The organism is Streptomyces sp. NPDC057963, from assembly GCF_042887155.1.
In the GTDB taxonomy this organism is placed as follows: Bacteria; Actinomycetota; Actinomycetes; order Streptomycetales; family Streptomycetaceae; genus Streptomyces.
In genome coordinates this window covers 1-24,253 of record NZ_JBHVPX010000030.1, presented here as the reverse complement: position 1 = coordinate 24,253, position 24,253 = coordinate 1, and the positions used below count along the sequence as shown (strand labels likewise).

At 69.5% G+C, this 24,253-nt stretch carries 17 protein-coding genes and 1 pseudogene; 10 read left to right on the top strand and 8 right to left on the bottom strand.

Going from position 1 to position 24,253, the window contains the following annotated elements; all coding sequences use genetic code 11:
• Positions 1–117 precede the first annotated feature (117 nt).
• Both ACFVT1_RS36760 and ACFVT1_RS36755 read right to left on the bottom strand, forming a co-directional pair.
• Complete coding sequence (locus ACFVT1_RS36760; RefSeq protein WP_389803997.1) at positions 118–726, bottom strand: hypothetical protein; 609 nt, start codon at positions 724–726, stop codon at positions 118–120.
• 280 nt (positions 727–1,006) lie between these two features.
• On the bottom strand, positions 1,007–1,486 hold the full coding sequence (locus tag ACFVT1_RS36755; protein ID WP_389803994.1) for a DUF6643 family protein: 480 nt from the start codon (positions 1,484–1,486) through the stop codon (positions 1,007–1,009).
• Between the two features lie 1,235 nt (positions 1,487–2,721).
• Between ACFVT1_RS36755 and ACFVT1_RS36750 the strand changes: the two genes are divergently transcribed.
• The 6 genes from ACFVT1_RS36750 (at position 2,722) to ACFVT1_RS36725 (ending at position 13,616) form a co-directional block, all read left to right on the top strand.
• Positions 2,722–5,241 carry a Pls/PosA family non-ribosomal peptide synthetase gene (locus tag ACFVT1_RS36750; RefSeq protein ID WP_389803992.1) on the top strand — a complete coding sequence of 840 codons (2,520 nt, stop codon included), beginning with the start codon at positions 2,722–2,724 and terminating at the stop codon, positions 5,239–5,241.
• Between the two features lie 78 nt (positions 5,242–5,319).
• A complete protein-coding gene (locus ACFVT1_RS36745) occupies positions 5,320–8,574 on the top strand; it encodes an amino acid adenylation domain-containing protein (RefSeq protein ID WP_389803989.1) in 3,255 nt (1,084 codons plus the stop codon).
• Between the two features lie 23 nt (positions 8,575–8,597).
• Complete coding sequence (locus ACFVT1_RS36740) at positions 8,598–9,602, top strand: TauD/TfdA family dioxygenase (protein ID WP_389803986.1); 1,005 nt, start codon at positions 8,598–8,600, stop codon at positions 9,600–9,602.
• Positions 9,599–10,669 carry a 2,3-diaminopropionate biosynthesis protein SbnB gene (gene sbnB, locus ACFVT1_RS36735; RefSeq protein WP_389803983.1) on the top strand — a complete coding sequence of 357 codons (1,071 nt, stop codon included), beginning with the start codon at positions 9,599–9,601 and terminating at the stop codon, positions 10,667–10,669. Before ACFVT1_RS36740 ends, sbnB begins: the two co-directional genes overlap by 4 nt.
• 214 nt (positions 10,670–10,883) lie before the next feature.
• Positions 10,884–11,957: a 2,3-diaminopropionate biosynthesis protein SbnA gene (sbnA, locus tag ACFVT1_RS36730; RefSeq protein WP_389803981.1), complete on the top strand. Its 1,074-nt coding sequence runs from the start codon at positions 10,884–10,886 to the stop codon at positions 11,955–11,957.
• Between the two features lie 333 nt (positions 11,958–12,290).
• Positions 12,291–13,616, top strand: a complete 1,326-nt coding sequence (locus ACFVT1_RS36725) for a TerD family protein (RefSeq protein WP_389803978.1) — start codon at positions 12,291–12,293, stop codon at positions 13,614–13,616.
• A gap of 51 nt (positions 13,617–13,667) precedes the next feature.
• Here ACFVT1_RS36725 and ACFVT1_RS36720 read toward each other — a convergent pair whose 3' ends face one another.
• Positions 13,668–14,840: a glycosyltransferase gene (locus ACFVT1_RS36720; RefSeq protein ID WP_389803975.1), complete on the bottom strand. Its 1,173-nt coding sequence runs from the start codon at positions 14,838–14,840 to the stop codon at positions 13,668–13,670.
• A gap of 58 nt (positions 14,841–14,898) precedes the next feature.
• Here ACFVT1_RS36720 and ACFVT1_RS36715 point away from each other — a divergent pair, with 58 nt between their 5' ends.
• From ACFVT1_RS36715 to ACFVT1_RS36700, 4 genes are all read left to right on the top strand, one after another.
• Positions 14,899–15,684, top strand: coding sequence for a glutamate racemase (locus ACFVT1_RS36715; RefSeq protein WP_389803973.1), 786 nt, complete (start codon positions 14,899–14,901; stop codon positions 15,682–15,684).
• 60 nt (positions 15,685–15,744) lie between these two features.
• The gene (locus ACFVT1_RS36710; RefSeq protein ID WP_389803970.1) at positions 15,745–16,308 is read left to right on the top strand and encodes a hypothetical protein; all 564 of its coding nucleotides are present in this window, start codon (positions 15,745–15,747) and stop codon (positions 16,306–16,308) included.
• A gap of 356 nt (positions 16,309–16,664) precedes the next feature.
• The gene (gene lnt, locus ACFVT1_RS36705) at positions 16,665–18,266 is read left to right on the top strand and encodes an apolipoprotein N-acyltransferase (RefSeq protein WP_389803968.1); all 1,602 of its coding nucleotides are present in this window, start codon (positions 16,665–16,667) and stop codon (positions 18,264–18,266) included.
• Positions 18,267–18,296: 30 nt separating this feature from the next.
• Complete coding sequence (locus ACFVT1_RS36700) at positions 18,297–18,776, top strand: NUDIX domain-containing protein (RefSeq protein WP_389803966.1); 480 nt, start codon at positions 18,297–18,299, stop codon at positions 18,774–18,776.
• Between the two features lie 53 nt (positions 18,777–18,829).
• Here ACFVT1_RS36700 and ACFVT1_RS36695 read toward each other — a convergent pair whose 3' ends face one another.
• The 5 genes and pseudogenes from ACFVT1_RS36695 to ACFVT1_RS36675 all read right to left on the bottom strand — a co-directional run.
• Positions 18,830–20,215, bottom strand: coding sequence for an MFS transporter (locus ACFVT1_RS36695; RefSeq protein ID WP_389803964.1), 1,386 nt, complete (start codon positions 20,213–20,215; stop codon positions 18,830–18,832).
• A 521-nt stretch (positions 20,216–20,736) separates the two neighbouring features.
• Positions 20,737–21,945, bottom strand: a pseudogene (locus ACFVT1_RS36690) (IS3 family transposase); the annotation flags it as partial.
• A 22-nt stretch (positions 21,946–21,967) separates the two neighbouring features.
• On the bottom strand, positions 21,968–22,435 hold the full coding sequence (locus ACFVT1_RS36685; protein ID WP_389803961.1) for a hypothetical protein: 468 nt from the start codon (positions 22,433–22,435) through the stop codon (positions 21,968–21,970).
• A gap of 682 nt (positions 22,436–23,117) precedes the next feature.
• Positions 23,118–23,978: an alpha/beta fold hydrolase gene (locus ACFVT1_RS36680; RefSeq protein ID WP_389803958.1), complete on the bottom strand. Its 861-nt coding sequence runs from the start codon at positions 23,976–23,978 to the stop codon at positions 23,118–23,120.
• A gap of 55 nt (positions 23,979–24,033) precedes the next feature.
• Positions 24,034–24,253 (bottom strand): transposase (locus ACFVT1_RS36675; RefSeq protein WP_389803955.1); only part of this gene is annotated, 220 nt, incomplete at its 5' end.

Sequence of the window (24,253 nt, the reverse complement as noted above, 5' to 3'; positions counted from 1 at the left end):
CCGGCCTTCCGGCAGCGACGAACCCCGGGTCCGCCCGCCGAGTGAGCGGGCGGGCCGGTCCACCGTAGCGCGCGCGGCGGCCGGGAGTTGACCCGATCAGTGGTGATCGGCGGCCGATCAGCTGCCGGTCCCGGTCCTGCCCCAGTCCGGACCGGCCTGGGCCCAGGCGCGGTCGATCCGGATGTACCGTCCCCGTACCATGCGCCGGACGATCAGGCGGCGGCCGACCTCGATCAGCCCGACGGCGAGCAGCATCGCTCCGAACCCGGCCAGCGCCGCGTGCGTATGAGCCGTCGGCGCGTCCATGGGCCGCAGCGCGGGACGGCCGTCGAGGTCCGTCCAGATCTCCACCTCGGCCCCGGGCCCGGTCCTCCGGGAGAGGGTGGTCACCGTACCGCGGCGGTCCGTGCCGTCCGGCGCCTTCCAGCGTGCCACCACCAGGGTCTGCGGGGTGCGCTCCGAGGACACCTCGGGGTCGGTGACGAAATGCGGTGCTTCCGGCGCCCGGTGGAGCACGACCGCGGTCGTGACATGGCGCCGGGCCTGCTGGACCCGTACCGACTTCTGGAGGGCGTCGTCGGTGAGCGATCCGCACACCCAGCCCAGCGCCGGCGCGGCCGCCACCATGAGGAGCAGCGCGGCCAGGGCCACCCATGCCTCGCGCCGGTCGGTGGCGCGGCGCAGGGGATTGCGCCGCCACCGCCACACTCCCGCAACCGCTCGCACCGTCCCGCACCCCCTTCCGTATCCGTCCTCACCCGATACGGCACGCCTCGCGCGCTGAAACAGCGAGGAGAGAGCAACCTCACCCCGACAACGCACCGACCGCCCTCGCGAGTTCCCCGCCCCCCGACGGATGCTGACGGCTCGTCCGAGGCGCGTGTGCGACCGGGGAGGGCCGTACCGGCCGAGGAGGGCTGTACGGCCCTGCGCGGGAACACCGAAGTCGTCGGCGAGTCCCCATGGCTCGACGACGACCTCGGTACGACCGTGTGCGACTCCCGGCTCAGTACCCCCGGCCCTGGTACGGACGGTTGTACGGGTCCTCGTAGGGAGAGGGCGCCGGGGCGGGCCGGGGCGACGCCGGACGCATCGCCTCGTAACCGGTGCTTGGCGCGGGCCGCTGCTGCTGCTGCGGTGGGTAGGGCGCCGCCGGGTATCCACCGCGGGCCGCGGTCGGCTGCTGAGGGATGTACGGCGCCGGGGCCTGCTGCAGCTGAGCGGGCTGCATCGGCGCGTAACCCTGCTGGGCCGGCTGCTGGTAGCCGTACGACGGACCGGGCGGGGAGGGCGCCGCGGGAAGGGCCGGCAGGGCCGCGGGGAGAGCCGGCAGATAGCTGTTGCCGGTGTCATAGGCGGCAGGCACTCGGATCGGTGCGATCTGAGGGGTGCCCCGCTCCGCGACCAGGGAGTCGTAGATCGGGGTGTCGGGGAACGACGGTGCGGCGTAGTAGCCGCCGCCGTAGGTGGAGCGGGGGGAGGTCATGGCACCTAAGTTAAGCCCACGATGTGCTGGTTGGGGAGTCCCAATCTTGGGGTCATCCGTTTTACGCCAGATCTATCCGCCTGACCTGCTAGAACATCGTTAAAGCTTCCGTTGACGGAGGGGGTGTTTTCCGTGGACGGCCCATGGCTGAGCGAGAAGTGACGGACAGGCTGCACAGGGCGACAGCCGAGTGGCACTCGCCGGGACGGAGGGCTTCGACTCCGAGCGCCTGGAACCTCACGGTTGTCAGGAGATCGCCGACGGCAGCCGTGGCCTGCCGGTCGCCCTCCCGACAGCACGCTTCCGTGGCTACCGGCCCTGCTGGCCCTACTGGCTCGGCGGCGTCGCCGCCCACCGGTTTCGGGAGAACATCCACTCCTGCTACGCCGCCTGCGTCCGTCGCCACCCCACACGGCCCGGGTTCTTGCAGGAGCACGAAAGCTGCGGCCCTCTCGTAGCGGGTGGCGATGCCGCGTCACTGCTTCGGACGGTTGCACCGGCCCCACTCCGATGGCCTTGAGGTGGACACGGGCACCGTCGCCGTAGTCGTCCACGACGCAGTACCAGGTCACCCGGTTGTCCCAGAGCACGAAGTCACCAGCGTGTGCGGCGTGTGCGGTGTGTGCCGAGTCCGACCTGCACGATCGCTCCGTGATACGACAGCCGCACTCTGGCGCCGGCGGGTGAATGGCCACGGACCATGACCACGATCACGCTGCGGGCGCGGGCGTACCTCACTTGATCGAGTCACATCAGATGGCTGCGGCCGAACGTGCCACCTGCCACCACCAGAAGCGCGCGGAGGTCGCTCCGCCTCCTCACAGCTGCGATGACCCGGATGCCGGAACCGTTGCGCGTCCGGCGCAGCTCCTCCCTGATCAGGCACGCACCACTCGCATGCAGTACGGCGAGACGCGCGCTGCTCGCCGCCGCCCCGCCGGGCAGGATCGTGGACGAGGCGTGAACCGGGCGGCGAGCGCGCCGCGTTCGGGGCGCGCCAGGCGTCCGGCAGCGAGGAGGGCCTCGGCGCCGTCGAGAGCTACTGCCGCGCCGATGCGATCGAGTTCGAGTGGCAGCCCGACGACGGACAGCTAAGACTGAGGCAGCGGTTTTGGATCCGGACAACAGATCCCGGCCTCGTGAATTTCCGGACCACTCGCTCCGGCCATCTAAAGCGCGAGTACGGGCGCCGCCCCTCATGGCGACGGCGCTCAGACGTTCCTCAAGGAGCTCGCATGGAGGAGAAATCCCTCGACGTCCTGACACCCGGGCCGGACGGACCCGCGATCGGCTTACGCAAGTACACCGGCCCGGAGAACGGCACCGAGAAGGACCTCGCCGAGGTGCTGGCTGACGTCATGGACGTCGAACGGGTGCCGATCGACAGCCACTTCTTCGATGACCTCGGCGCCAACTCATTGGTGATGGCTCATTTCTGCGCACGGGTCAGGAAACGGGCGGACCTTCCCTCGGCGTCGATGAAGGACATCTACCGGCACCCGACGATCCGCAGCCTGGCGACGGAGCTCGCGAACGCCGCGCCCACCCCACACGAGCCGTCGGTCCCGGCGCCGGCCGACGTGGTGACCCCGACCGGCACGGTGCGGTACGTACTCTGCGGAACGCTGCAGTTCCTGATCTTCCTGGGGTACTCGTTCCTCGCCGGACTTGTTGCCGACCGAGGCTATACATGGGTCTCCGCCGGCTCGGGTGTGGTCGACATCTACCTGCGGTCGTTCGTCTTCGGGGGCGTCGGCTTCGTCGGCCTGTGCACCTTCCCGATCGCGGCCAAATGGCTTCTCGTCGGCCGGTGGAAATCACGCGAGTTCCCGGTCTGGGGTCTGACCTATCTGCGCTTCTGGACCGTCAAGGTGCTGATCCACGCCAATCCGATGGTCCTCTTCGTCGGCAATCCCTTGTACGTGCTGTACCTGCGAGCCCTGGGCGCGCGCATCGGCAAAGGGGTCACGATCCTCTCCCGCAACGTTCCGGTCTGCCCCGACCTGCTCACGGTCGGCGCCGGCACGGTGATCCGCAAGGACTCGTTCTTGCTCTGCTACCGGGCGCACGCCGGCCGTATCCAGACCGGCCGGGTCACCCTTGGCCGGGATGTCTTCATCGGAGAGAAGACCGTGCTCGACATCGACACGACGATGGGCGACGGAGCTCAGCTCGGGCACACGTCCACGCTGTACAGCGGCCAGGCGGTCCCGGGCGGTCAGCGCTGGCACGGATCCCCGGCACAGCTCACGCAGCACGACTACCTGAGGATCGGGCCGGCCACCTGCGGCACGCTGCGCCGGGCCGGCTTCGGCCTCGTCACCGTGCTTCAGCTGTTCTTCCTCTACATGCCACTGGTTGTCGGGGGCGCGTACATGCTGGTGACCCTGGTCCCGGCGCTGAACAACCGGCTGAGCCAGGGCACGGTGGATCTCACCTCGCCAGCTCTCTACATCGACGCCCTGGTCCTTTCCCTGCTGCTGTTCTTCGGCCTCGTCGTCGTGGGCCTGGCCGCGATGTTCGCCGTTCCGCGCCTGCTGAACCTGGTCGTCAAGCCGGACAAGGTCTATCCGCTGTACGGGTTTCACTACTCGGCGCACCGGGCGATCGGGCGCATGACCAACATCAAGTTCTTCACTTGGCTGTTCGGTGACAGCTCCTACATCGTCCACTATCTGCGCGGCGTCGGATACGACTTGTCCAAGGTCGAGCAGACCGGGTCGAACTTCGGCACGGAAGTGCAACACGAGACCCCGTTTCTGTGCTCCGTCGGCAGCGGGACGATGGTCGCCGACGGGCTCTCCATCATCAACGCCGACTATTCGAGCACGTCCTTCCGGGTGTCCCGGGCCTCGATCGGGGCGTACAACTTCCTCGGGAACAACATCGCCTATCCCGCGGGGGCCAGGACAGGCGAGAACTGTCTCCTCGCGACGAAGGTGATGGTTCCGCTCGAAGGTGAGGTGCGCGAGGGGGTGGGCCTGCTCGGCTCGCCGTGCTTCGAGATCCCCCGGTCGGTCGAGCGCGATTCCCGGTTCGATCATCTGCGCACCGGTGACGAGTTGCGCCGCAGCCTCGCTGCGAAGAACCGCTACAACATCCGCTCGATGGTCTTCTTCCTGCTCGTGCGGTGGCTGCACTTCTTCGTGCTCACGATGCTCGGCCTGGCGAACGCCGAGCTGTACGACTCCTACGGGCATGTGCTGATCGCCATGTTCCTGGTGCTCAGCCTCGGGTTCACCGCTGTCTACTTCGTGCTGGTGGAGCGCGGCATCGCGGCATTCCGCACGCTGCGACCGCAGGTGCGTTCCATCTACGACCCGTACTTCTGGTGGCACGAGCGCCTCTGGAAGGTGCCCGACACCTACCTCAACGTCTTCAACGGCACCCCGTTCAAGAACGTGATCTGGCGGATGCTGGGTGTGCGGATCGGCAGCAGGGTCTTCGATGACGGCTGCTACATGACGGAGCGGACGCTCACCACCGTCGGGAACGACTGCACGCTCAACGCGGGAAGCAAGATCCAGTGCCACTCGCAGGAGGACGGCACCTTCAAATCCGATCGCAGCACCCTCGAAGCCGGCTGCACCATCGGTGTGGGAGCCCACGTCCATTACGGCGTGACGATGGGCACCGGCGCGGTGCTCGCGCCCGACTCCTTCCTCATGAAAGGCGAAGAGGTCCCCCAGCACGCACGCTGGGGAGGGAACCCCGCCGCGGAGATGCGAGAAACCCCGATCAGCCCGAGGCGCTGACGCGGAAGGGATAGCGGCTCCGCCCATGTCGGCGCGGAACAGCACGGTAACGAAGACGAATGGAGAGGGACGGCCAGAATGGGAATGCAAGCGCAGGCCGACCGGGAATTCTGGCGCGATGTTCTCGGAGCCGGGGGATTCACCGAAATCCCGCGGTGGACGCTCAATCCGGTGAAGGGCGTCGGCGAACACGAGGTGCCGATCCCGGACGACATCGCGGCGGCGTCGGGCCGGCTGGCCAAGGACCTGGCGGTGCCGCTCGAATCGGTGCTGCTGGCAGCGCACGCCAAGGTGCTCGCCGCGCTGTCCGGCGAGCACGGGGTCGCGATCGGATACGTCACTGCGGAGGGCGGCCGGCCGCTGCCCTGCCGGCTGACGACCGAACCCGACTTGTGGCGGACGCTGGTGCTGGACGCCCATCGAGTCGCGTCGGACCTGCTGTCGCACAAGGACTTCCCGGTCGATGAGCTCAGGCGCGAACTGGGCCTGGCCGAGCCGTCGATCGAGGCCGTCTTCGATCCGCACGGCGCAGGCGGCGAAGTCGCCGGTCACACCATGCTGTGGGTGGGATTTTCGCAACGCGACGGACACCTTGCGCTGCGGCTGCGGTACCGGGCCGACACGCTCGACGAGGACTGCGCCGTCAGGATCGCCGGATACCACCTCACCGCGCTCGCGCTGATCGCGGCCGATCCGGACGCCGAGCACGGGCCGCAGAGCCTGCTCTCCGCCGAGGAACTCCACTTCCAGCTCGAAGAACTGGCCGGTCCACGCCGGGAACTGCCGGACCACCGGTTCCACGAACTGTTCGAGCAGCGGGTGGCGGCACACCCGGACGCCGTCGCCGCGGTGCACGGAGAGCAGCAACTGACGTATCGAGAACTCAACGCGCGCGCCAACCGGGTCGGACGAGCCCTGCTGGCGCGGGGGCTGCGCCCCGAGGGCGTCGTCGCAGTGGTGACCGAACGCAACCTGGACTGGATGGCTGCCGTCCTCGCGGTCTTCAAGGCCGGCGGTGTGTACCTGCCCATCGAGCCGCATTTCCCGGCCGCCCGCCTCACGACCATGCTCTCCCGTGCCGCATGCGGGCTCGTGCTGACCGAACCCGGCAGCACCTCCACGCTCGACCGGGCCCTCGACTCGCTGCCCGGAGTCCGGAAGCTCTTCGTCGGCGCGGCCTACGAGGAAGACCATGCCGACGATGATCTGGGCCTCCACGTCGCACCGGACCAGCTCGCCTACATCTACTTCACCTCCGGCTCTACAGGTGAGCCCAAGGGCGCGATGTGCGAGCACGAGGGCATGCTGAACCACCTCTACGCCAAGATCGACGACCTGGAGATCGGAGAGGGACAGGTGGTCGCCCAGACCGCACCCCAGTGCTTCGACATCTCGCTGTGGCAGCTGGTGTCCGGGCTCCTGGTCGGGGGGCGGACCCTGCTGGTGGAGCAGGAGGCGATCCTGAACATCCAGCGGTTCGTCGACACGATCGTCGACGGCCGGGTCGCCGTCCTCCAGGTCGTACCCTCCTACCTGGACGTGGTCGTGTCCTGGCTGAAGCAGCACCCCCGCGAGCTGCCGGACCTGCGGTGCGTGTCGGTCACCGGCGAGGCGCTGAAGAAGGAGCTCGTGCAGCGCTGGTTCGCCGCCCGGCCCGGGATCAAGCTGGTCAACGCCTACGGGCTGACCGAGACCTCGGACGACACCAACCACGAGATCATGGACCGCATGCCCGATGGAGGCCGTGTCCTGCTGGGGCCCGCGGTCAACAACGTGCACGTCTATGTCGTCGACGAGCACCTGACCCCGGTGCCGCTCGGAGCCCCCGGTCTGATCGCCTTCTCCGGCGTCTGCGTCGGCCGCGGATACGTCAACGACCCCGAGCGCACCCGGCAGGCATACCTGGCCGATCCGCACCGCGGGGGCGCCCGGCTCTACCAGGGCGCGGACTACGGCCGCTGGACGCCCGAGGGCAAGCTGGAGTTCCTCGGCCGCCGCGACACCCAGGTGAAGATCCGCGGCTTCCGGATCGAGATCGGCGAGATCGAGAACACCCTGTTGCAGGTGCCCGGTGTTCGCGACGGTGCGGTCGTGGTCGCCGAGCGGGCCGACCAGAGCAAGCACCTGGTGGCGTTCTACTCCGGTCGGCGTCCGATCGAGGCCGATGTCCTGCTGGACCGGCTCGGTGAGACGCTGCCCGCGTACATGGTTCCGTCGGCCTTCCACTGGCGGGAGACTCTGCCGCTGACGGCCAACAGCAAGATCGACAGAAGGGCTCTGGAGGCGCTCGCCGGAGAACTCGACGCCCCCCAGGACGACTACAGCGCGCCGGACACACCGACAGAACAGCAGTTGGCGGCCGCATGGGCGAAGGTGCTCGGCATCCCGCAGAACCAGATCGGACGACGGGACCACTTCTTCGACCGGGGCGGCACGTCGCTGTCGGCAGTAAAGCTGGCCATCGTCCTGGACCGTGCGGTGTCCCTCAAGGACGTCACCGGCCACCCCGTCCTCGCCGATCTGGCCAGGCTGGTCGACGGCAGGTCCGAGCGGCGTTCCGGGCTGCTTCAGCCACTGTCGGAAGCGGACGGTGCGCAGACCGCAGCCCTGGTGTGCTTCTCCTACGCCGGAGGCAACGCGGTGAACTTTCAGCCGATGGCCAAGGCGCTGCCGGACAGTGGACCGGCGGTCTACGCCGTCGAACTGCCCGGTCACGACCTGGCCGCCGAGAGCGAGCCGCTCGCGCCGATGACACAGGTGGTCGAGCAGGTCGTCGCCGAGATTACCGGGCGTGGCCTGACCCGGGTCCTGCTGTGGGGCCATTCCTCGGGCACCGCGCTGGCCGTGGAGACGGCCAGAAAGCTGCACGAGAGCGGGGTGGACGTCCCACGGGTGTTCCTCGGCGCCCAACTGCTCGGGGACGCCGACGACCGGCGCGCCACCATCACCGAGCTGACCGGACGGAGCAACGCCGAGATCGCCGCGAACCTGAGCACGGACGGCGGCTACACCGCGCTCGGTGAGCTGGGAGCGCAGCACGCCGAGCACATCGGCGCCGCCTACCGGCACGACTGCGTGTCCGCACACCACTACTTCGCCGACGCCCTGGAGCGCCCGCCGGAGCAGAAGCTCTCCGCGCCGGTCACCGTGGTCGTTGCCGCGGACGACCCGTGCACGGCGGAGTACTCGCGCCGGTACCGCGACTGGCAGCTGCTGGCCGGGCAGGTCGACCTGCACGAGCTCGCCGACGGCGGCCACTACTTCCTGCGTACCCGTCCGGCCGAGGCGGCAAAGGCCGTACTGCACGCCGCCGAACTGTTCGCCTCTTCCTGAGTGTCAGCTGAAAGGAGACCGAGATGTCATTCACCACCACGGCGTCGCCGGACGACGTAGAACTGGAATCCGGCAGACCCCCACGGCTGCGGGCCGAGGTCACCGGCTCCGCGCCGGCCTGGGCGGCCCAGCATCGGGACGTGCTGCGCGCAGTCGTCGCCGAGCACGGTTCGGTCCTGGTCCGCGGCCTCGGGCTGCGTGACGCGGCCGAGACCGGAGCCGTCTTCTCGAAGTTGGGCACCGGTCTGATGACCGAGCGGGAGGCCTTCGCGCCCCGGCAGACCTACTCCGACGGGGTGTACTCCTCATCGAAGTGGCCGCCGAACCAGCCGATGTGCATGCACCACGAACTGAGCTACACGCTTGAGTTCCCCGGCCTGATGATGTTCGCCTGTCTCAGCGCGCCCACCGACGGCGGGGCGACCGCGGTGGCCGACTCACCGACCGTGCTCGACGCGCTGCCCACCGAGTTGACCGAGCGGTTCGAGCGCGAGGGCTGGCTGCTCACTCGCAGCTACAACGACGAGATCGGCGCTTCCGTCGCCGAGGCGTTCGGCACCGACGACCGGGGCGCCGTCGAGCGCTACTGCCGCGCCAACGCGATCACGTTCGAGTGGCAGCCCGATGGCGGACTGCGCACCAGACAGCACCGCAGCGCCGTGGTGCGCCACCCGGTCACCGGCCGACGCTGCTGGTTCAACCAGATCGCGTTCCTCAACGAGTGGACGATGGACCCCGAGGTGCACGAGTACCTGGTGGACGTCTACGGTGCCGACGGGCTGCCGTTCAACACACACTTCGGCAATGGCGAACCGATCGGCGAGGACGTCGTGCAGCTGCTCAACAGCGTCTACGAGGCGAACACCGCACGCGAGGCGTGGCAGGCCGGCGACCTGATGCTCGTCGACAACGTCCGCACCGCGCACAGCAGGGAGCCCTTCGAAGGACCGCGCGAGGTGCTCGTCGCCATGGCCGAACCGGTGCGTCTGGCCGACTGCTCGCCGACCGTGGAGGTGACCACGCAATGACCACTGTCGACTCCACCACGGGAGATTCCGAAGCGGTCGCGCCGATCACCGTGCCACCGTTCGCGGTGATCTCCGGTGCCCAGGTCCGGCGCACGCTGCACGGATCCGAGAAGCGGATCACGGAGTTGGTCGAGGCCACCTACCGGGTGCACGGCGCCGGTGATTCGGTGAACCCGCCGTCGTACTTCCTGCGTTTCCCCGACCGCCCGTCCTCCCGGATCATCGCGTTGCCCGCCTCGATCGGCGGGGAGACACGGGTGGACGGCCTGAAGTGGATCTCCAGCTTCCCTCAGAACGTGACGGCCGGCGTCCCAAGGGCATCGGCCGTGCTGATCCTCAACGACCATGACACCGGCTACCCGTTCGCCTGTCTGGAGAGTTCGATCATCAGCGCCACCCGGACAGCCGCGTCGGCGGCGTCGGCGGCCGACTGGCTCAGCCGCGACCGGCCGCGGCCGACGCGCGTCGGGTTCTTCGGGGCGGGCCTGATCGCCCGCTACATCCATACCTTCCTGGTCGGCACCGGCTGGTCGTTCGACGAGACCGGCGTGCACGACCTGTCCGCCGACAGTGCGGCAGGCTTCCGGTGCTACCTGGAGCAGTCGGACACCACCGGCCGAATCACCGTGCACGACAGCGCCGAACAGTTGATCCGAAACAGCGACCTGGTCGTCTTCGCCACGGTCGCCGGCCAACCGCACGTCAGCGAACCGTCATGGTTCGCACACAATCCACTGGTGCTGCATGTGTCGCTGCGCGATCTCGCGCCGGAGATCCTGCTCGCCTCGACCAACATCGTCGACGACGTCGAGCACTGCCTCAAGGCCGACACGTCGCCGCATCTGGCCGAGCAGCTCACGGGCAACCGGGACTTCCTGGACGGCACACTGGCCGACGTGATGGCCGGGCGGGTGACGGTGCCGACGGACCGGCCGGTGGTGTTCTCGCCCTTCGGCCTCGGGGTGCTCGACCTCGCGGTGGGCAAGTACGTGTATACGGAAGTGGCCCGCTGCGGAGAGTTGCACGTCGTCGACGACTTCTTCCACGAACTCAGCCGGTACGGATGAGCGGGCCGAGAGCCCAGGAGGCTCCCTCAGAGCTGATCCCAGAAGAAGACCCACCGGTCACGTCGCAGCAGCCCCTGACGCACGAGACAGTGGCCGCCGGCGCAGGGCCCCGTCCCGCCTGGTTGGACACGGGGGCTCGCCCGCACAGGCGAGAAGCCGCCCACGGCCGGACGGAAGTTCCGAAAGTGCTCTGCTCCAGCCAGAGGAGACCATCGTGCCTATCATTTCCACTCCCTACTCCTTCAACGAAGATGATCTCTTTGTCGACCTCCGGCCGATCTTCGGGCACTCGCTCTTCCTGAAGTGTGAGGGCTTCAACTTCGCCGGCTCGATCAAGCTGAAGGCCGCGACCGAGATGGTGGAGGCCGCCGAGCGGGATGGAATCCTGACGCCGGCATCGATCCTCGTCGAGTCGTCGTCCGGAAACCTCGGCGTGGCGCTGAGCGTGATCGCGGCGAGCAAGGGCTACCGGTTCCTGTGTGTGACGGACTCCCGCGGCAACCTGTCGAACAGAATGATGATGGAGGCGTTGGGCAGCCGGGTGCACGTGATCGCCGAACAGGAGGCCCACGGTGGTTTCCTCGGCGCGCGGCTCGAGTACGTCCGCGCGCTGTGCGCCTTCGACGACCGATATGTGTGGCTCAGCCAGTACACCAATCCGAACAACTGGAAGGCGCACTACCGCACGACCGCGCCGGAGATCGCCCGTCAGTTCCCGCGGCTGGACGTGCTGTTCGTCGGAGCCGGCACCACCGGGACCCTGATGGGCTGTGCGCGCTACTTCCGGGAATGGCGCCGGTCGGTGCGGATCATCGCGGTAGACAGCGTCGGCTCGGTGTCCTTCGGCGGTTCGCCGGGCCGCCGGATGATTCCCGGTCTCGGCATGAGCATGCGCCCGCCGCTGCTCGACGAGTCCTATGTCGACGAGGTGATTCGTGTCGAGGAGGCGGACACCGTACGTGCCTGCCATCGTCTGGCCAGGCGCGGATTCCTGTTCGGCGGTTCCACCGGCACGGTGATCAGCGGCGCAACGGACTGGTTGGCCCGGCAGGACACGCGCGGACTCACCGCAGTGGCCGTCGGTCCGGACCTCGGCGAGCGCTATCTCGACACCATCTACCAGACCAACTGGCTGCAGGATCTCTACGGCGAGGACGTGCTCGACTCCGTGAAGGAGGCCCCCGATCCCTGGGCAGCCGCCCCCTCGCCGACGACACGGTGGAGCCGTCGGCCGGGCCCTGAGGACCGGAAGCTGCAATGGCAATCTGCACCGGCTGCGGATCGGTGAGCCCCGGGCGCTCCGTCCAAGGAGCCGGCAGCACCGACAAGGCGCTTCCTGATGTCCGCCTCGGCCGCTCGGGTCCGATCCGGTCCGGCGCGACGCTCGGGATCCCGATATCGCCGGCGTTTCCGAGCGGCGGTGTTGAGCCATTCGTGTGAGCGATGGCGGAGGAGGAAACGCTGTCGGACTCGAGTGAGGATGGTGACGAAGACGGCCCCGGGGACTTCTCCGGCCGACCGGAGCTGCCACTGGGCCGGACGGTGACCGCACCGCTGTGGGCTCCGTGCCGGGCGGGGGAATAGGTTGGCGGAGAAAAGCCTTCGGGCAGCCGGACTCGCGATGGGGGCGAGCATGACCATGCTAAAAGGCGCCAATGTTCCAGTGGCGGCTCACGCCGTGCGGGTCGAATTGGGGTGGCGCGGCTCTCCGGGGACGCCGGACGTCGACGGCTCGGCGCTCCTCCTCGTGTCGGGAAAGGTGCGCGGCGACGCCGACTTCGTCTTTTACAACCAGCCCTCCCACGCATCCGGAGCGGTACGCCACGAGGGCAAGCGAACCGCCGGTGACGGGGTGACGGACAGCCTCGCCGTCGACCTGGCGCGCGTCGAGCCGGCCATCGACCGCGTGGTCCTGGCGGCCTCCGCGGACGGGGGCACGTTCGGGCAGGTGACGGGGCTGTACGTACGGATCATGGACGCGGCGGACGGCTCGGAGCTCGCGCGCTTCGACAGCGCGGACGCGACAGTCGAGACCGCGTTCATTCTCGGCGAGCTCTACCGGCGCCAGGGCGCCTGGAAGTTCCGCGCCGTCGGGCAGGGTTACGACACCGGCCTCGAAGGTCTCGCGACGGACTTCGGCATTTCCGTCGACGAACCACAGCGGCCCCAGCCCTATCAACAACCCCCATCGCCGCAACAGCCGCAGCACCGAACCAGGGTTGACCCTCTGGCACTGCCCCCTCCGGCGTTTCCTCCTGCACCGCCGACGGCGCCTCCGCCCGCGCCCGCACCTCCCGCCGCCCCGCCCGTCCGACTGTCCAAGGTGACTCTCACCAAGGACGCGCCATCGGTCTCCCTCGCCAAACAGGGCGGCACTTCGGGAGCCCTCCGGGTCAACCTCAACTGGGAAGTGCGCAAACAGTTCACCGGCTGGGGAAGCAAACTCGGCAGAGCGGTCGCCAACCACGCGGACCTCGATCTGGATCTGTGCGCCCTCTACGAACTCACCGACGGCCGCAAGGGAGTCGTACAGGCACTCGGAAACGCGTTCGGCGCGCTCCGGCAGCCGCCTTATATCCATCTCGACGGCGACGACCGCACCGGAGCCGTGGCCACCGGTGAGAACCTCACCGTCAACCTCGACCAGAAGGACAAGCTCCGCCGCGTCCTGATCTTCGTCACCATCTACGAAGGCGCCCGGAGTTTCGCCGATCTCCATGCCACCGTCACCCTTCAGCCCCAGCACGGCGCCCCGATCGACTTCTCGCTCGACGAATGCACCGTCCCGTCCACCGTCTGTGCGCTCGCACTCCTCACCAACAACGGGGGAGACCTCACGGTGCAGCGCGAGGCCCGCTATCTCGTGCCCGAGCGCGGAGTGAGCCCGCAGCGCACCATCGACTACGCCTACGGGTGGGGCATGAACTGGACACCCGGCCGCAAATGACCCCCCGGGGGTCCGGCCGCCACTGCGGCCATCGGCCCCGGCCGGCTCCGCTCACCGGTCGGGCGCGGCCTCGGGACGGGCGTACGTACGCCCCTTCCAGGCCGCGCCCCGCCCCCGGTGGTGCTGCACCGCCGAATCGACCGTCATCAGCAGATACAGCGCGGCGGTGAACGGCAGCAGTGCGGCCAGCCACAGCGACTGCCGGTAGTAGCCCAGCATCGGCATGTACGTCCCGGCCATCACCGCCCATGCCGCCCCGCCAGCCCACGCCGTCACCGGATCACCGCCCAGCAGCCCGGCGACGAGGGTGACCGGCGGCGCGAGATAGACCAGCGCGAGCCCCAGCACCGTCCCGAGGAGCAGCGGCGGACTGTGCCGCAGCTGGGCGTACGCACTCCGCGACACCATCCGCCACAGATCGCCCAGGCACGGATACGGCCGCACGCTGTCCACCCGCTCCGCGAGTCCCAGCCAGATCCGCCCGCCGCTCCGCTGCACCGCCCGCGCCAGCGTCACGTCGTCGATCACCGCCTGCCGGATCGACTCCGGCACTCCCGCACGGTCCGCCGCCCCGGTCCGCAGCAGCACACAGCCACCGGCCGCCGCGGCCGTCCGCGCCCCCGCCCGGTTCACCCACCGGAACGGGTAGAGCTGCGAGAAGAAGTAGACGAAGGCCGGCACGACCAGCCGCTCCCAGACACTCGACACCCGCAGCCGGGCCATCTGCGAGACCAGGTCGAACCCGTCCGCCACCGCGGCGGCGACCAGCTCCCGCAGACTGTCCGGCTCATGCGCGATGTCGGCGTCCGTCAGCAGCAGGTACTCCGGTTTTCGGGCTCGGGCCAGCGAGATCCCGTGCCGCACGGCCCAGAGCTTGCCCGTCCAGCCCGGCTCCGGCTCACCGGGCGACGCCACCGTCACCGGCAGGCCCCCGTATCGCACGGACAGCGCACGAGCGACGTCCCCGGTGCCGTCCTCGCTGCAGTCGTCGACGAGGAAGATCTCCGCGACCCCCGGATAGTCCTGGGCCATCAGTGACGGCAGACTCACCGGCAGAACGTCGGCTTCGTCACGCGCGGGCACGACGATCGCCACGGACGGCCAGTGATCCGGAGCCTCCCGGCGCGGCAGCCGCTGGTCGGTCCGCCAGAAGAACCCTTGTCCGAGCAGCAGCCACACCCATGCGGCCAGCGAACCCACGGCGATCCAGGCAATGGCACTCATTCGCCGCAGTCTGCCCCACCGCGACGGAACCGCAAGGGCGGTCGACTATGGTGACCGAGTGAAGATCGCGCTCATGGACTCCGGAATCGGCCTGCTCGCGGCCGCCGCCGCGGTACGCCGGCTGAGGCCCGACGCCGATCTGGTGCTCTCGTCCGACCCCGGCGGCATGCCCTGGGGACCGCGTACCCCCGAGGACCTGACCGCCCGCGCGCTGGACGTGGCCCGCGCGGCGGCCGCCCACCGGCCCGACGCACTGATCGTCGCCTGCAATACGGCCTCCGTGCACGCCCTGCCGACGCTCCGTGCCGAGCTGGAACCCGCGCTGCCGGTCATCGGCACCGTTCCCGCCATCAAGCCGTCCGTCGCCGGCGGCGGCCCCGTCGCGATCTGGGCCACCCCCGCCACCACCGGCAGCCCGTACCAGCGCGGACTCATCCGGGAATTCGCCCGCTCCGTCGCCGTCACCGAGGTCCCGTGCCCCGGTCTCGCCGATGCGGTGGAGCAGGCCGACGAGCCGGCGATCGACCGCGCCGTCGCCGCGGCCGCGGCGCTCACCCCGCGCGACGTGCGGGCCGTGGTGCTGGGCTGCACCCATTACGAGCTGGTCGCCGAACGCATCCGTACCGCCGTGGGGCAGCCCGGTCTGCCCCCCGTCGCCCTGCACGGTTCCGCAGGTGCCGTCGCCGCCCAGGCACTGCGCCGAATCGGGGTGGCCCCCGCTCCGTCGGCCGAACCGGCCGGCGGTCTCACCGTGCTCCTCGACGGGCGCACTGCCGACCTGCCGGAAGCCGCTCTGGCCTACGCCGAGGGGCAGCTGCTGGGGGCCGTCAGCCCCGCCCGCTGACCCGGTGCGGGGGCACCGGACCCATGCCCGGCGTGCGGATTCGTGAGTACGCTGCTTGGCATGAGGGACCACCCCCGAAAACCGAGGCGCACCGGAGCCGATCCCCCCTCCGACGTATGGATCGGCAGGGCCACCAACCGTGCCCAGTGGGTGCTTGCCGCCGCGGGCGCCGCCTGTCTGGCGCTCGGCGTCCAGCTGGCCGTCACCTCCGACTGGGCCTCCGGCGCCGTCCCGCTGCTGATGTCCGTGATCGGCTGCGTCGCCGCCGGACTGCTCATGCTGTTCGGCACCCTCGCCTTCGTGAACGTGGCCGTCAGGGTCGACAGGGACGCCCTGGAAGTGCGCTGCGGTCACATGGGCCTGCCGCGCCGCCGGATTCTGCTGGCCCAGGTGGTGGGCGCGGAGTTCGTACCCCGGGTCACTCCGCGCCAGTGGGGCGGCTGGGGCTACCGCTGGCGCCCCGAGCAGGGCACGGCCGTGGTGGTCCGCAGGGGCGAGGGCCTGGTACTCCGGCTCGGTGACGGCCGGACGTTCACCATCACGGTCGACGACGCGGAAACGGGCGTACGGTTCATCCGCGAGCGCCTGCACCTGTCGACGACCGGTGCGTCGGCCGGAGCCTGACCCGGGACACGGCCCGCGGCCGACGGCTGCCGGCGAACGGAGCAGCCTTCCGAGCGCCGCCGCGAATCCGCCCACCGAGTGCAGCGCCGGGGCTGCGAGGGTCGTGCCGAGCGCCGACAGCCGCAGCGTGAACCGCGGGCACTGCCTGCCGCGCCGCCGCTGCCGCACAGCGGGCATTGCCTGCTGCGAGCGCCGGCAGCGCCGCGGCGGCCCCGGCCGATCGGCCGGGATCGGCGGGCACGGCAACGGCAGCGGCCCGGTTCTGTGCGGGAAAGTGCCGAAACGATCCGGCGCCAAGGGGTCCGTCCGCCGGGAGGGCTGCCCGGCACACAGCCGGCCACCGTAGACTCCGCCGGGTGAGCGCCACCATCACCTCAGTCGACGACCCGCAACAGCCCGCACCCGCCCCCGTGTCAGGGGGGAGACGGCTGCTGCCACGGCTGGTACGGCCCGCCGCCGCCGTGATCGCGGGAGTGCTGCTGTACCTGAGCTTCCCGCCGCGACCCCTGTGGTGGCTGGTTCTGCCCGGTTTCGCGCTGCTCGGCTGGGTGCTGCACCAGCGCAGACTGCGCGCCGGATTCGGCCTCGGCCTCCTCGCCGGGCTGGGGTTCATGCTGCCGTTGCTGCACTGGACGGGCGAAGAGGTCGGTCCCGTGCCGTGGCTGGCGCTCGCCGCGGCCGAGGCGCTGTTCATCGCGGTCGGCTGCATCGGCATCGCCGCCGTCTCCCGCCTCGCCTGCTGGCCGCTGTGGGCCGCCGCGGTCTGGGCCCTCGACGAGGGGATCCGGGCCAGGGTCCCGTTCGGCGGCTTCCCCTGGGGGAAGATCGCCTTCGGGCAGGCGGACAGCGTGTTCCTGCCGCTCGCGGCCGTGGGCGGCACGCCGCTGCTCTCCTTCGCGGTGGTGCTGTGCGGCTTCGGTCTCTACGAGGCGGTACGTCAGTTCCGTACCTACCGCAGCACGCGCGCGGTGCCCAGGGCCGCCGTCGCCGCGGCGGCCGCGACCGTCCTCGTGCCCGTCGCCGCTGCGTTCGCCGCACTGCCGCTCGTCGACGACTCGGCGGAGGACGGCACCGCAACCGTCGCCGCGATCCAGGGCAACGTGCCCCAGCTCGGACTCGACTTCAACGCCCAGCGCCGCGCCGTCCTCGACAACCATGTGCGCCGCACGGAGCAGCTCGCCCAGGAGGTGAAGGCGGGCAAGGTACCCCAGCCCGACTTCGTTCTGTGGCCGGAGAACTCCTCCGACCTGGACCCCTACCGGAACGCGGACGCCCGGATCGTGATCGACGACGCCGTGAAGGCGATCGGCGTCCCCACCGTCATCGGAGCCGTGGTCGAGCCCGACACCGGCAAGCTGCGCAACACCCTCATCCAGTGGGATCCCAAGAAGGGGCCTGTCGACACGTACGACAAGCGCCACATCCAGCCGTTCGGCGAGTACATCCCGATGCGTTCCTTCGTACGCCTCTTCAGCTCCGACGTGGACCGGGTGCGGCGCGACTTCGGCCCGGGAGAGAAGGTCGGCGTCTTCGATCTGGCGGGTACGAACGTGGGGCTGGTGACCTGCTACGAGGCGGCGTTCGACGACGCCGTACGGGACACGGTGATGCACGGCGGCCAGCTGATCGCCGTACCCAGCAACAACGCCACCTTCGGGCGCAGTGAGATGACCTATCAGCAGCTGGCCATGTCCAGGGTGCGGGCGGTCGAGCACAGCAGGTCCGTCGTCGTCCCCGTCACCAGCGGGGTCAGCGCCGTCATCCGCCCGGACGGGACCATCGTCCGGAAGACGAAGCTGTTCACTGCGGACGCGCTCGTGGACGAGGTGCCGCTGAGGTCCTCGCTCACGCCCGCGACCCGGATGGGCACCCTTCCCGAGGGAGTCCTCGCCCTGCTCGCCGTGGCGGGGCTCGGCTGGGTCACCGTCCGGTCGGTACGGCTGCGGCGCAGCCGCTGATCCGCTCACACGCCACGTAGGGTCGGCCCCATGGGTACTCCAGATTTCATCCGCGAGATCCGCGCCACCGCGGGCCGGCAACTGCTTCTCCTGCCGGGCGTCACGGCCGTCGTCTTCGACGACGAGGGCCGAGTGCTGCTCGGACGGCGTTCCGACACCGGCAAGTGGTCGCTCATCGGCGGCATCTGCGAGCCGGGTGAGCAGCCGGCGGCAACGGCGGAGCGGGAGGTGTACGAAGAGACGGCCGTGCGCTGTGTGGCGGAGCGGGTGGTGCTCACCCAGGCACTGGCACCGGTGCAGTACGCCAACGGCGACCGCTGCCAGTATCTGGACGTCACCTTCCGCTGCCGGGCGACCGGCGGCGAGGCCCGCGTCAACGACGACGAGTCGCTGGCGGTGGACTGGTTCCCGCTGGACGCGCTGCCGGCGTTGAACGAGTTCTCGCTCTTCAGGATCAAGCAGTCCCTCACCGACGAGCCCACCTGGTTCGAACCCACCGCCCAGCAGTGACCGTGGCGTTCGGAGGGAGGACCGGGGCAACCGGCCCTCCCTCCGAACGTGGCTCAGACGGTGCGGGCGTCGGCCGGCAGTGCAGTGGTCGCGTCCGGCTCCGCGCCTGCCCCCTCGATGTCCGCGAGGTCTCGGTTCCTGGTCTCCCTGGCGCATCCGACCGCCACGACGGTGAGGAGCGCCGCGGCGATGACGTACAGCGCGATGGGCGTCGAGCTGTCGAAGTCCGCCAGCAGCGCCGTGGCGATGAGCGGCGCCGGAGCACCGGCCGCGACCGACGAGAACTGTGCCCCGATCGACGCACCCGAGTAACGCATCCGGGTCGCGAACATCTCCGAGAAGAAGGCCGCCTGGGGCGCGTACATCGCACCGTGGAAGATGAGCCCGACGGTGACGGCGAGCAGCAGACTTCCGAAGCTACGGGTGTCGATCAGGGCGAAGAACGGGAACATCCACAGCCCCACGCCGACCGCACCGACCAGATAGACGGGCCTGCGCCCGACCCGGTCCGACAACGCTCCCCACATCGGAATGACCGCGAAGTGGACGGCCGAGGCGATGAGCACCGCGTTGAGCGCCGTCTGCTTGCCCAGGTCCGCTGCCGTGGTCGCGTAGACGAGGATGAACGCCGTGATGACGTAGTAGCTGATGTTCTCCGCCATCCGGGCGCCCATCGCGATCAGCACATCGCGCCAGTGGTGCCGCAACACGGCGACGAGCGGCATCTTCTCGGCCGCCCCGGCGGCCGACCTGCGCTGCTCGGCCTGCGCCAGCGCGGCTTTGAACACCGGCGATTCGTCGACGGAGAGCCGAATCCACAAGCCGATGACCACCAGGACACCGGAGAGCAGGAAGGGGATGCGCCAGCCCCACGCCCCGAAGGCCGAGTCCGACATCAGCGCGGTGAGCGCGGAGAGCACTCCGGTGGCGAGCAACTGCCCGGCCGGCGCCCCCGTCTGCGGCCAGGACGCCCAGAACCCGCGCCGCTCGGCGCTCCCGTGCTCCGACACCAGCAGCACGGCCCCGCCCCACTCCCCACCGAGGGCGAAGCCCTGCACCAGACGCAGGACGGTGAGCAGCACGGGGGCGGCGGCCCCGACCGTGGCGTGCGTCGGCAACAGCCCGATGGCGAACGTCGCACCACCCATCATCAGCAGACTGAGCACCAACAGCTTCTTGCGGCCGAGCCGGTCGCCGTAGTGCCCGAACACCAGGGCGCCGAGCGGCCGGGCGGCGAAGCCGACCGCGTAGGTGAGGAAGGAGAGAAGCGTGCCGACGAGCGGGTCGGACTCGGGGAAGAACAGCTTGTTGAAGACCAGCGCGGCAGCTGACCCGTACAGGAAGAAGTCGTACCACTCGATGGTGGTCCCGATGAGACTTGCGGCGACGATGCGCTTGAGCGAGCGGGTGGTCGGCGGGGCGGATGCCGAGGCAGCCATGAGTACCACTTCCGGACGGTTGGCGGGGACGGTTTCGTGTCGCCACACCGTAGGAACGCGCAGGTCAGAGGCGTATGTGGTGGGACACCATAGTTCTCGGTCCGGGTGTGCGCGGGGCCACTATGACAGGCGCGTCGAGACTGCTTCGAGGACCGTATTGAAGGCCGGCAGGCGCCTGTCAGGATTGCGCTATTAGCCATGGTTTATTGCCCCGGTGCTGACTCCCGTGCTGGTTTGGTGCTGACCTGAAACCGCATGTCAGCACTCCTGATCACCTGTCCCGTGCTGGCTTGGTGCTGACTACGCAGCGTTGAACTTCGGCATTCGGGGCGGATCGGGCGGGTAGTGTTCTCCCCTTCCGCGCGCCTGCGGTCAGGCCTGGCGGGCTTCTGCGGAGCCGTCCATGGCTGGTGGCACGTGGTCCCGCACCGGCAGGTCCCCGCACCGTGAAACCCATACATAGGCGGCCGGATGAACCCACGCGACCACGGGCCTTGACCCCTGATCTTGAACACGGGTTGTGCGGCTTCGGCCAGCGTAGTTGATGTTGTTCGGGGTGCTTGCTCGTAGGCGATGGGGCTGTGATGTCCGAGGCGGGAGTGGCGTCGGACGGTGTTGTAGCGGTGGAGCCGGCGGAAGAGGTCCGGGTGGGCCTCGCGCTCGGTGTCCCAGGCCCGGCGGTCTTGGAGGGTTTCCTGTTTGCAGGTCGTGTTGAACGGCTTGGCGAGTGTGTTGTCCGCGCTGGAGCCGGCCGCGCTCGTGGACTGGGTGATGCCGGCTTCGCGGTAGGCGTCGGCGAAAGCCCGGTTGCAGTACTGGGCCCCGTGATCGTTGTGGAATATGGCGCCGGTGAGAGTGCCGCGGGTCTGTTCGGCCGCATGGAGGGGCGTCGATGACGAGGTCGGCCCGCATGTGGTCGGCGATCGCCCATCCCGCCAGGCGCCGCGAGGTGAGGTCGATCAGGGTTGCCAGGTAGCGGTACGTCCCGCTGCTCAGCGGTAGATGGGTGATGTCGTCGGCGTACTTGGTGTTGACGTCGGTGGCGGTGAAGTCGCGGCCGATCAGGTCCGGGACGTTCGCGGCGGCAGGGTCGGGGGCGGTGGTGCGGTGCCGGCGGCGCAGGCGGAGCCCGGCCGGGCCGGTGGCCTTCATGGCCCGGGTGACGTGTTTGTGGTTCACCACCTCACCCCTGTCGCGAAGTTCGGCGGTGATTCTCGGGACACCGTAGGTGCCGTCCGAGGCTCGGTGGACGGTGCGTATCAGGGCGGCAAGCCGTGCGTCGGCCGTCTGCCAGGCTGCCCGCAGCGACGCTGTCCGGCGCCAGTAGTAGAAGGTCGACCGGGCCAGGCCCAGGACATGGCACAACCGCTTCACGCCGTATGGGCGCTGGTGGTCCTCAACGAACTGGCGGCGGTTCACCAGCCCGTCTCCGCCGCGAGATAGCGGGCCGCCTTGCGCAGGATCTCGCGTTCTTTCTTCAGCTCGGCGTTTTCCCGTCGCAGGGCGGCGGCCTCGGCTTCCAGCGCCGACGGTACTACCGGGGCTGAAGACGGGGCGGTCGAACGGCGGCCCCGCGGCCGGCCGGAGCCGGCCGCCCGGATCCAGTTCCGCAGTGTCTCCGCGTTGATCCCCAGGTCCGCGGCAACCTGCTTGATCGTCGCTTCCGGCCGCGACTCCTACAACGCGACCGCATCCGCCTTGAACTCGGCGGAGTAGTGCTTCATGACCACGACACGTCCATCTCTCAGATCCTCAAGATCCACTATCTCGAGTGTCCAAGATCAGGGGTGAGGGCCCGTCCCCGGTCTGTCGTGGTGCCTGGACACCGATCCCGAAGCCCTGCGCGGAGTTGTTGCAGTCGCGCAGCGTGAGGGCACCTTCCACGGTTGCGGTACGCCGTTCGGAGTCCCAGTGAATGGGGTGAACCGTGGGTACGCCGAGCCATACGAGGTGCTGCTGAATGTCGTCGGGTGTAACCGGCGGGGGCGCAGAGGAGGCACACAGGACGCGTTGACTGGCCGGGCAGTGGTTGTCGGCGCACGTGCTGGTGCCGTGGGCGAGGTGGGAGTCCGGTCGGTTGAGGACGTGGGTGAGGGCACAGGAGTTGGTCTGGTAGGTGAGGTGGAGGGCGTTGTTCACCAGGACGTAGTTGTCCCTGCGCCCGCGGGGATGGTCCGCTGGTGACGCCGGACTCCTGGCGGTACGGGCAGTTGTCCCCACGCCCGCGGGGATCTTCCGGGGTGGAAGGCCCACGAGTTGCCCATGCCGTGGCCGTCCCCGCGCCCGCGGGGATCTTCCTGAGAACTTCCCGCCTCTCCTTGGCCTCGATCCGCCGACTGATGCCTGTGGATGACGTTTGGGAAAATGGAGGAGTGCCTTGTGACCTGCGATGAGGGGAGTTCTTCACGCTTCCAGCACGCGCAATCAGCAAGGCACTTCCGAGATGCAGGTTTCCCATACGCCGGCGGCGGTCTCCGCTGCGTTCGATGACCCGAATCTGATCGCGCAGGCCGGGCTGGTCCCGGTGATGCGGCTGGCCGAGCAGTGTGGTCTGCCGCGACGGGTTACGGAGAAGGTCAAGTTGACCGGGGTGAGGAACGGCGCAGGTGCGGCGGCGGACGCGAAGGTCACCAGGTGCGGGCGATCGCGGCGAGGTCGTCGGGCGGTGGCGTCCGCCTCCCACCCCTCCGCGTAGGGGGAGCTCTGCGACTGGGTGGGCAGTTGCATCCCGTAGAGCAGCCGCCCCGGCGGAAACCTGTGCGGCGTCCGCATCCCAGCCTCTCACCGAGGCAATCTGTCCGGGCATCAGATAGTCCATGCCCCACGTGCGGTGTGCACCTGGTGAGACGGACCGCCAGGCAAGGGCGGGCCGCGCGGGACCGGCAGCCGATGCGGAACCGGGTCAGCTCCAGAACTCGCGCAGGGCGGCGTTGACGGCGGCGGGCTCCTGGGTGTGCGGGTAGTAACCGGGCACTCGCAGGAGGCGGCCCCCGAGGGAGTCCGTGAGGGACTCGGACACGGCCATGAGCGGGAGCCCCACGTGCGCGCGGTACGTGGCCGGCGCGCGCTCCCAGGTTCCGCAGATCACCAGAATCGGCAGGGCGGCGCCCCGGACCACCTCCAACGGGATCTCCGCCTCCCAGATGGGCCGCTCCCTCATTGATGTGGCAACGGCGCGGAGCCGGCGCGACGTGGGCTCGGGCATAGCCATCCCCAACCCCTCGGTGGACGCATGTAGATACTGCTCCGGCGTGACGCCGTCCGGGATGCCCGGGGCACCGTCGCGCACCCGGTCGAGGAGGTCGGCGACGACTGGATGGTGCGCGGCGGCGGTGAAGGCGGAGGGCTGGATGAGGGCAAGGGAGCGGACGAGGTCGGGTCGGCGCGCGGCGGCGATGAGCGCGGCGACGGCGCCGTTCCCGTGCCCCACGAGGTGGGCGCCGCCGAGCCCCACGGCGGAGGAGGCCCCGTCGCCGAGAACCTCCACGATGTCCTCGGCGTCGACGTCGAAGTCGCTGCGCGCGGTGTCCGGGCTGTCGCCGTAGCCCCGGCGATCCATCATGAGGAGCCGTCGGCTGTCCGCGAGGGGCCGCTGCCCGGCAAACCCGTACGTGGAGTCGCTGCCCCAGGTGAAGATGTTGTGGATGAAGACGGCGGGGGCAGCAGCGGCCGCCGGGGTCACCGGGGCCCTCGAAGCTGTCGGGGCCCGGCCTCCTCCGACCCGATCGCGGTCATCCCACACGGTCACGTGCACGGCTGCCATAGGTCATCCTCCCGAAGCTGAGGAACATCAACTCCCGTGAGACTAACTGATCGTTTCAGAATGAGGTTCGGAGTCGTCTCAAGCAGATGATGCTGGAGGCGAGTTGGAGGAGTCCCAGATGGAGGTCTGCGCGTATCTCGTAGCGGATCCGGAGCCGTTTGAACTGGTGGAGCCATGCGGAGGTCCGCTCGACGACCCAGCGGGTCCTGCCCAGGCCGGAGCCATGGGCTGTGCCCTTGCGGGCGATCTTCGGTGTGATGCCGCGGGCCCGGAGG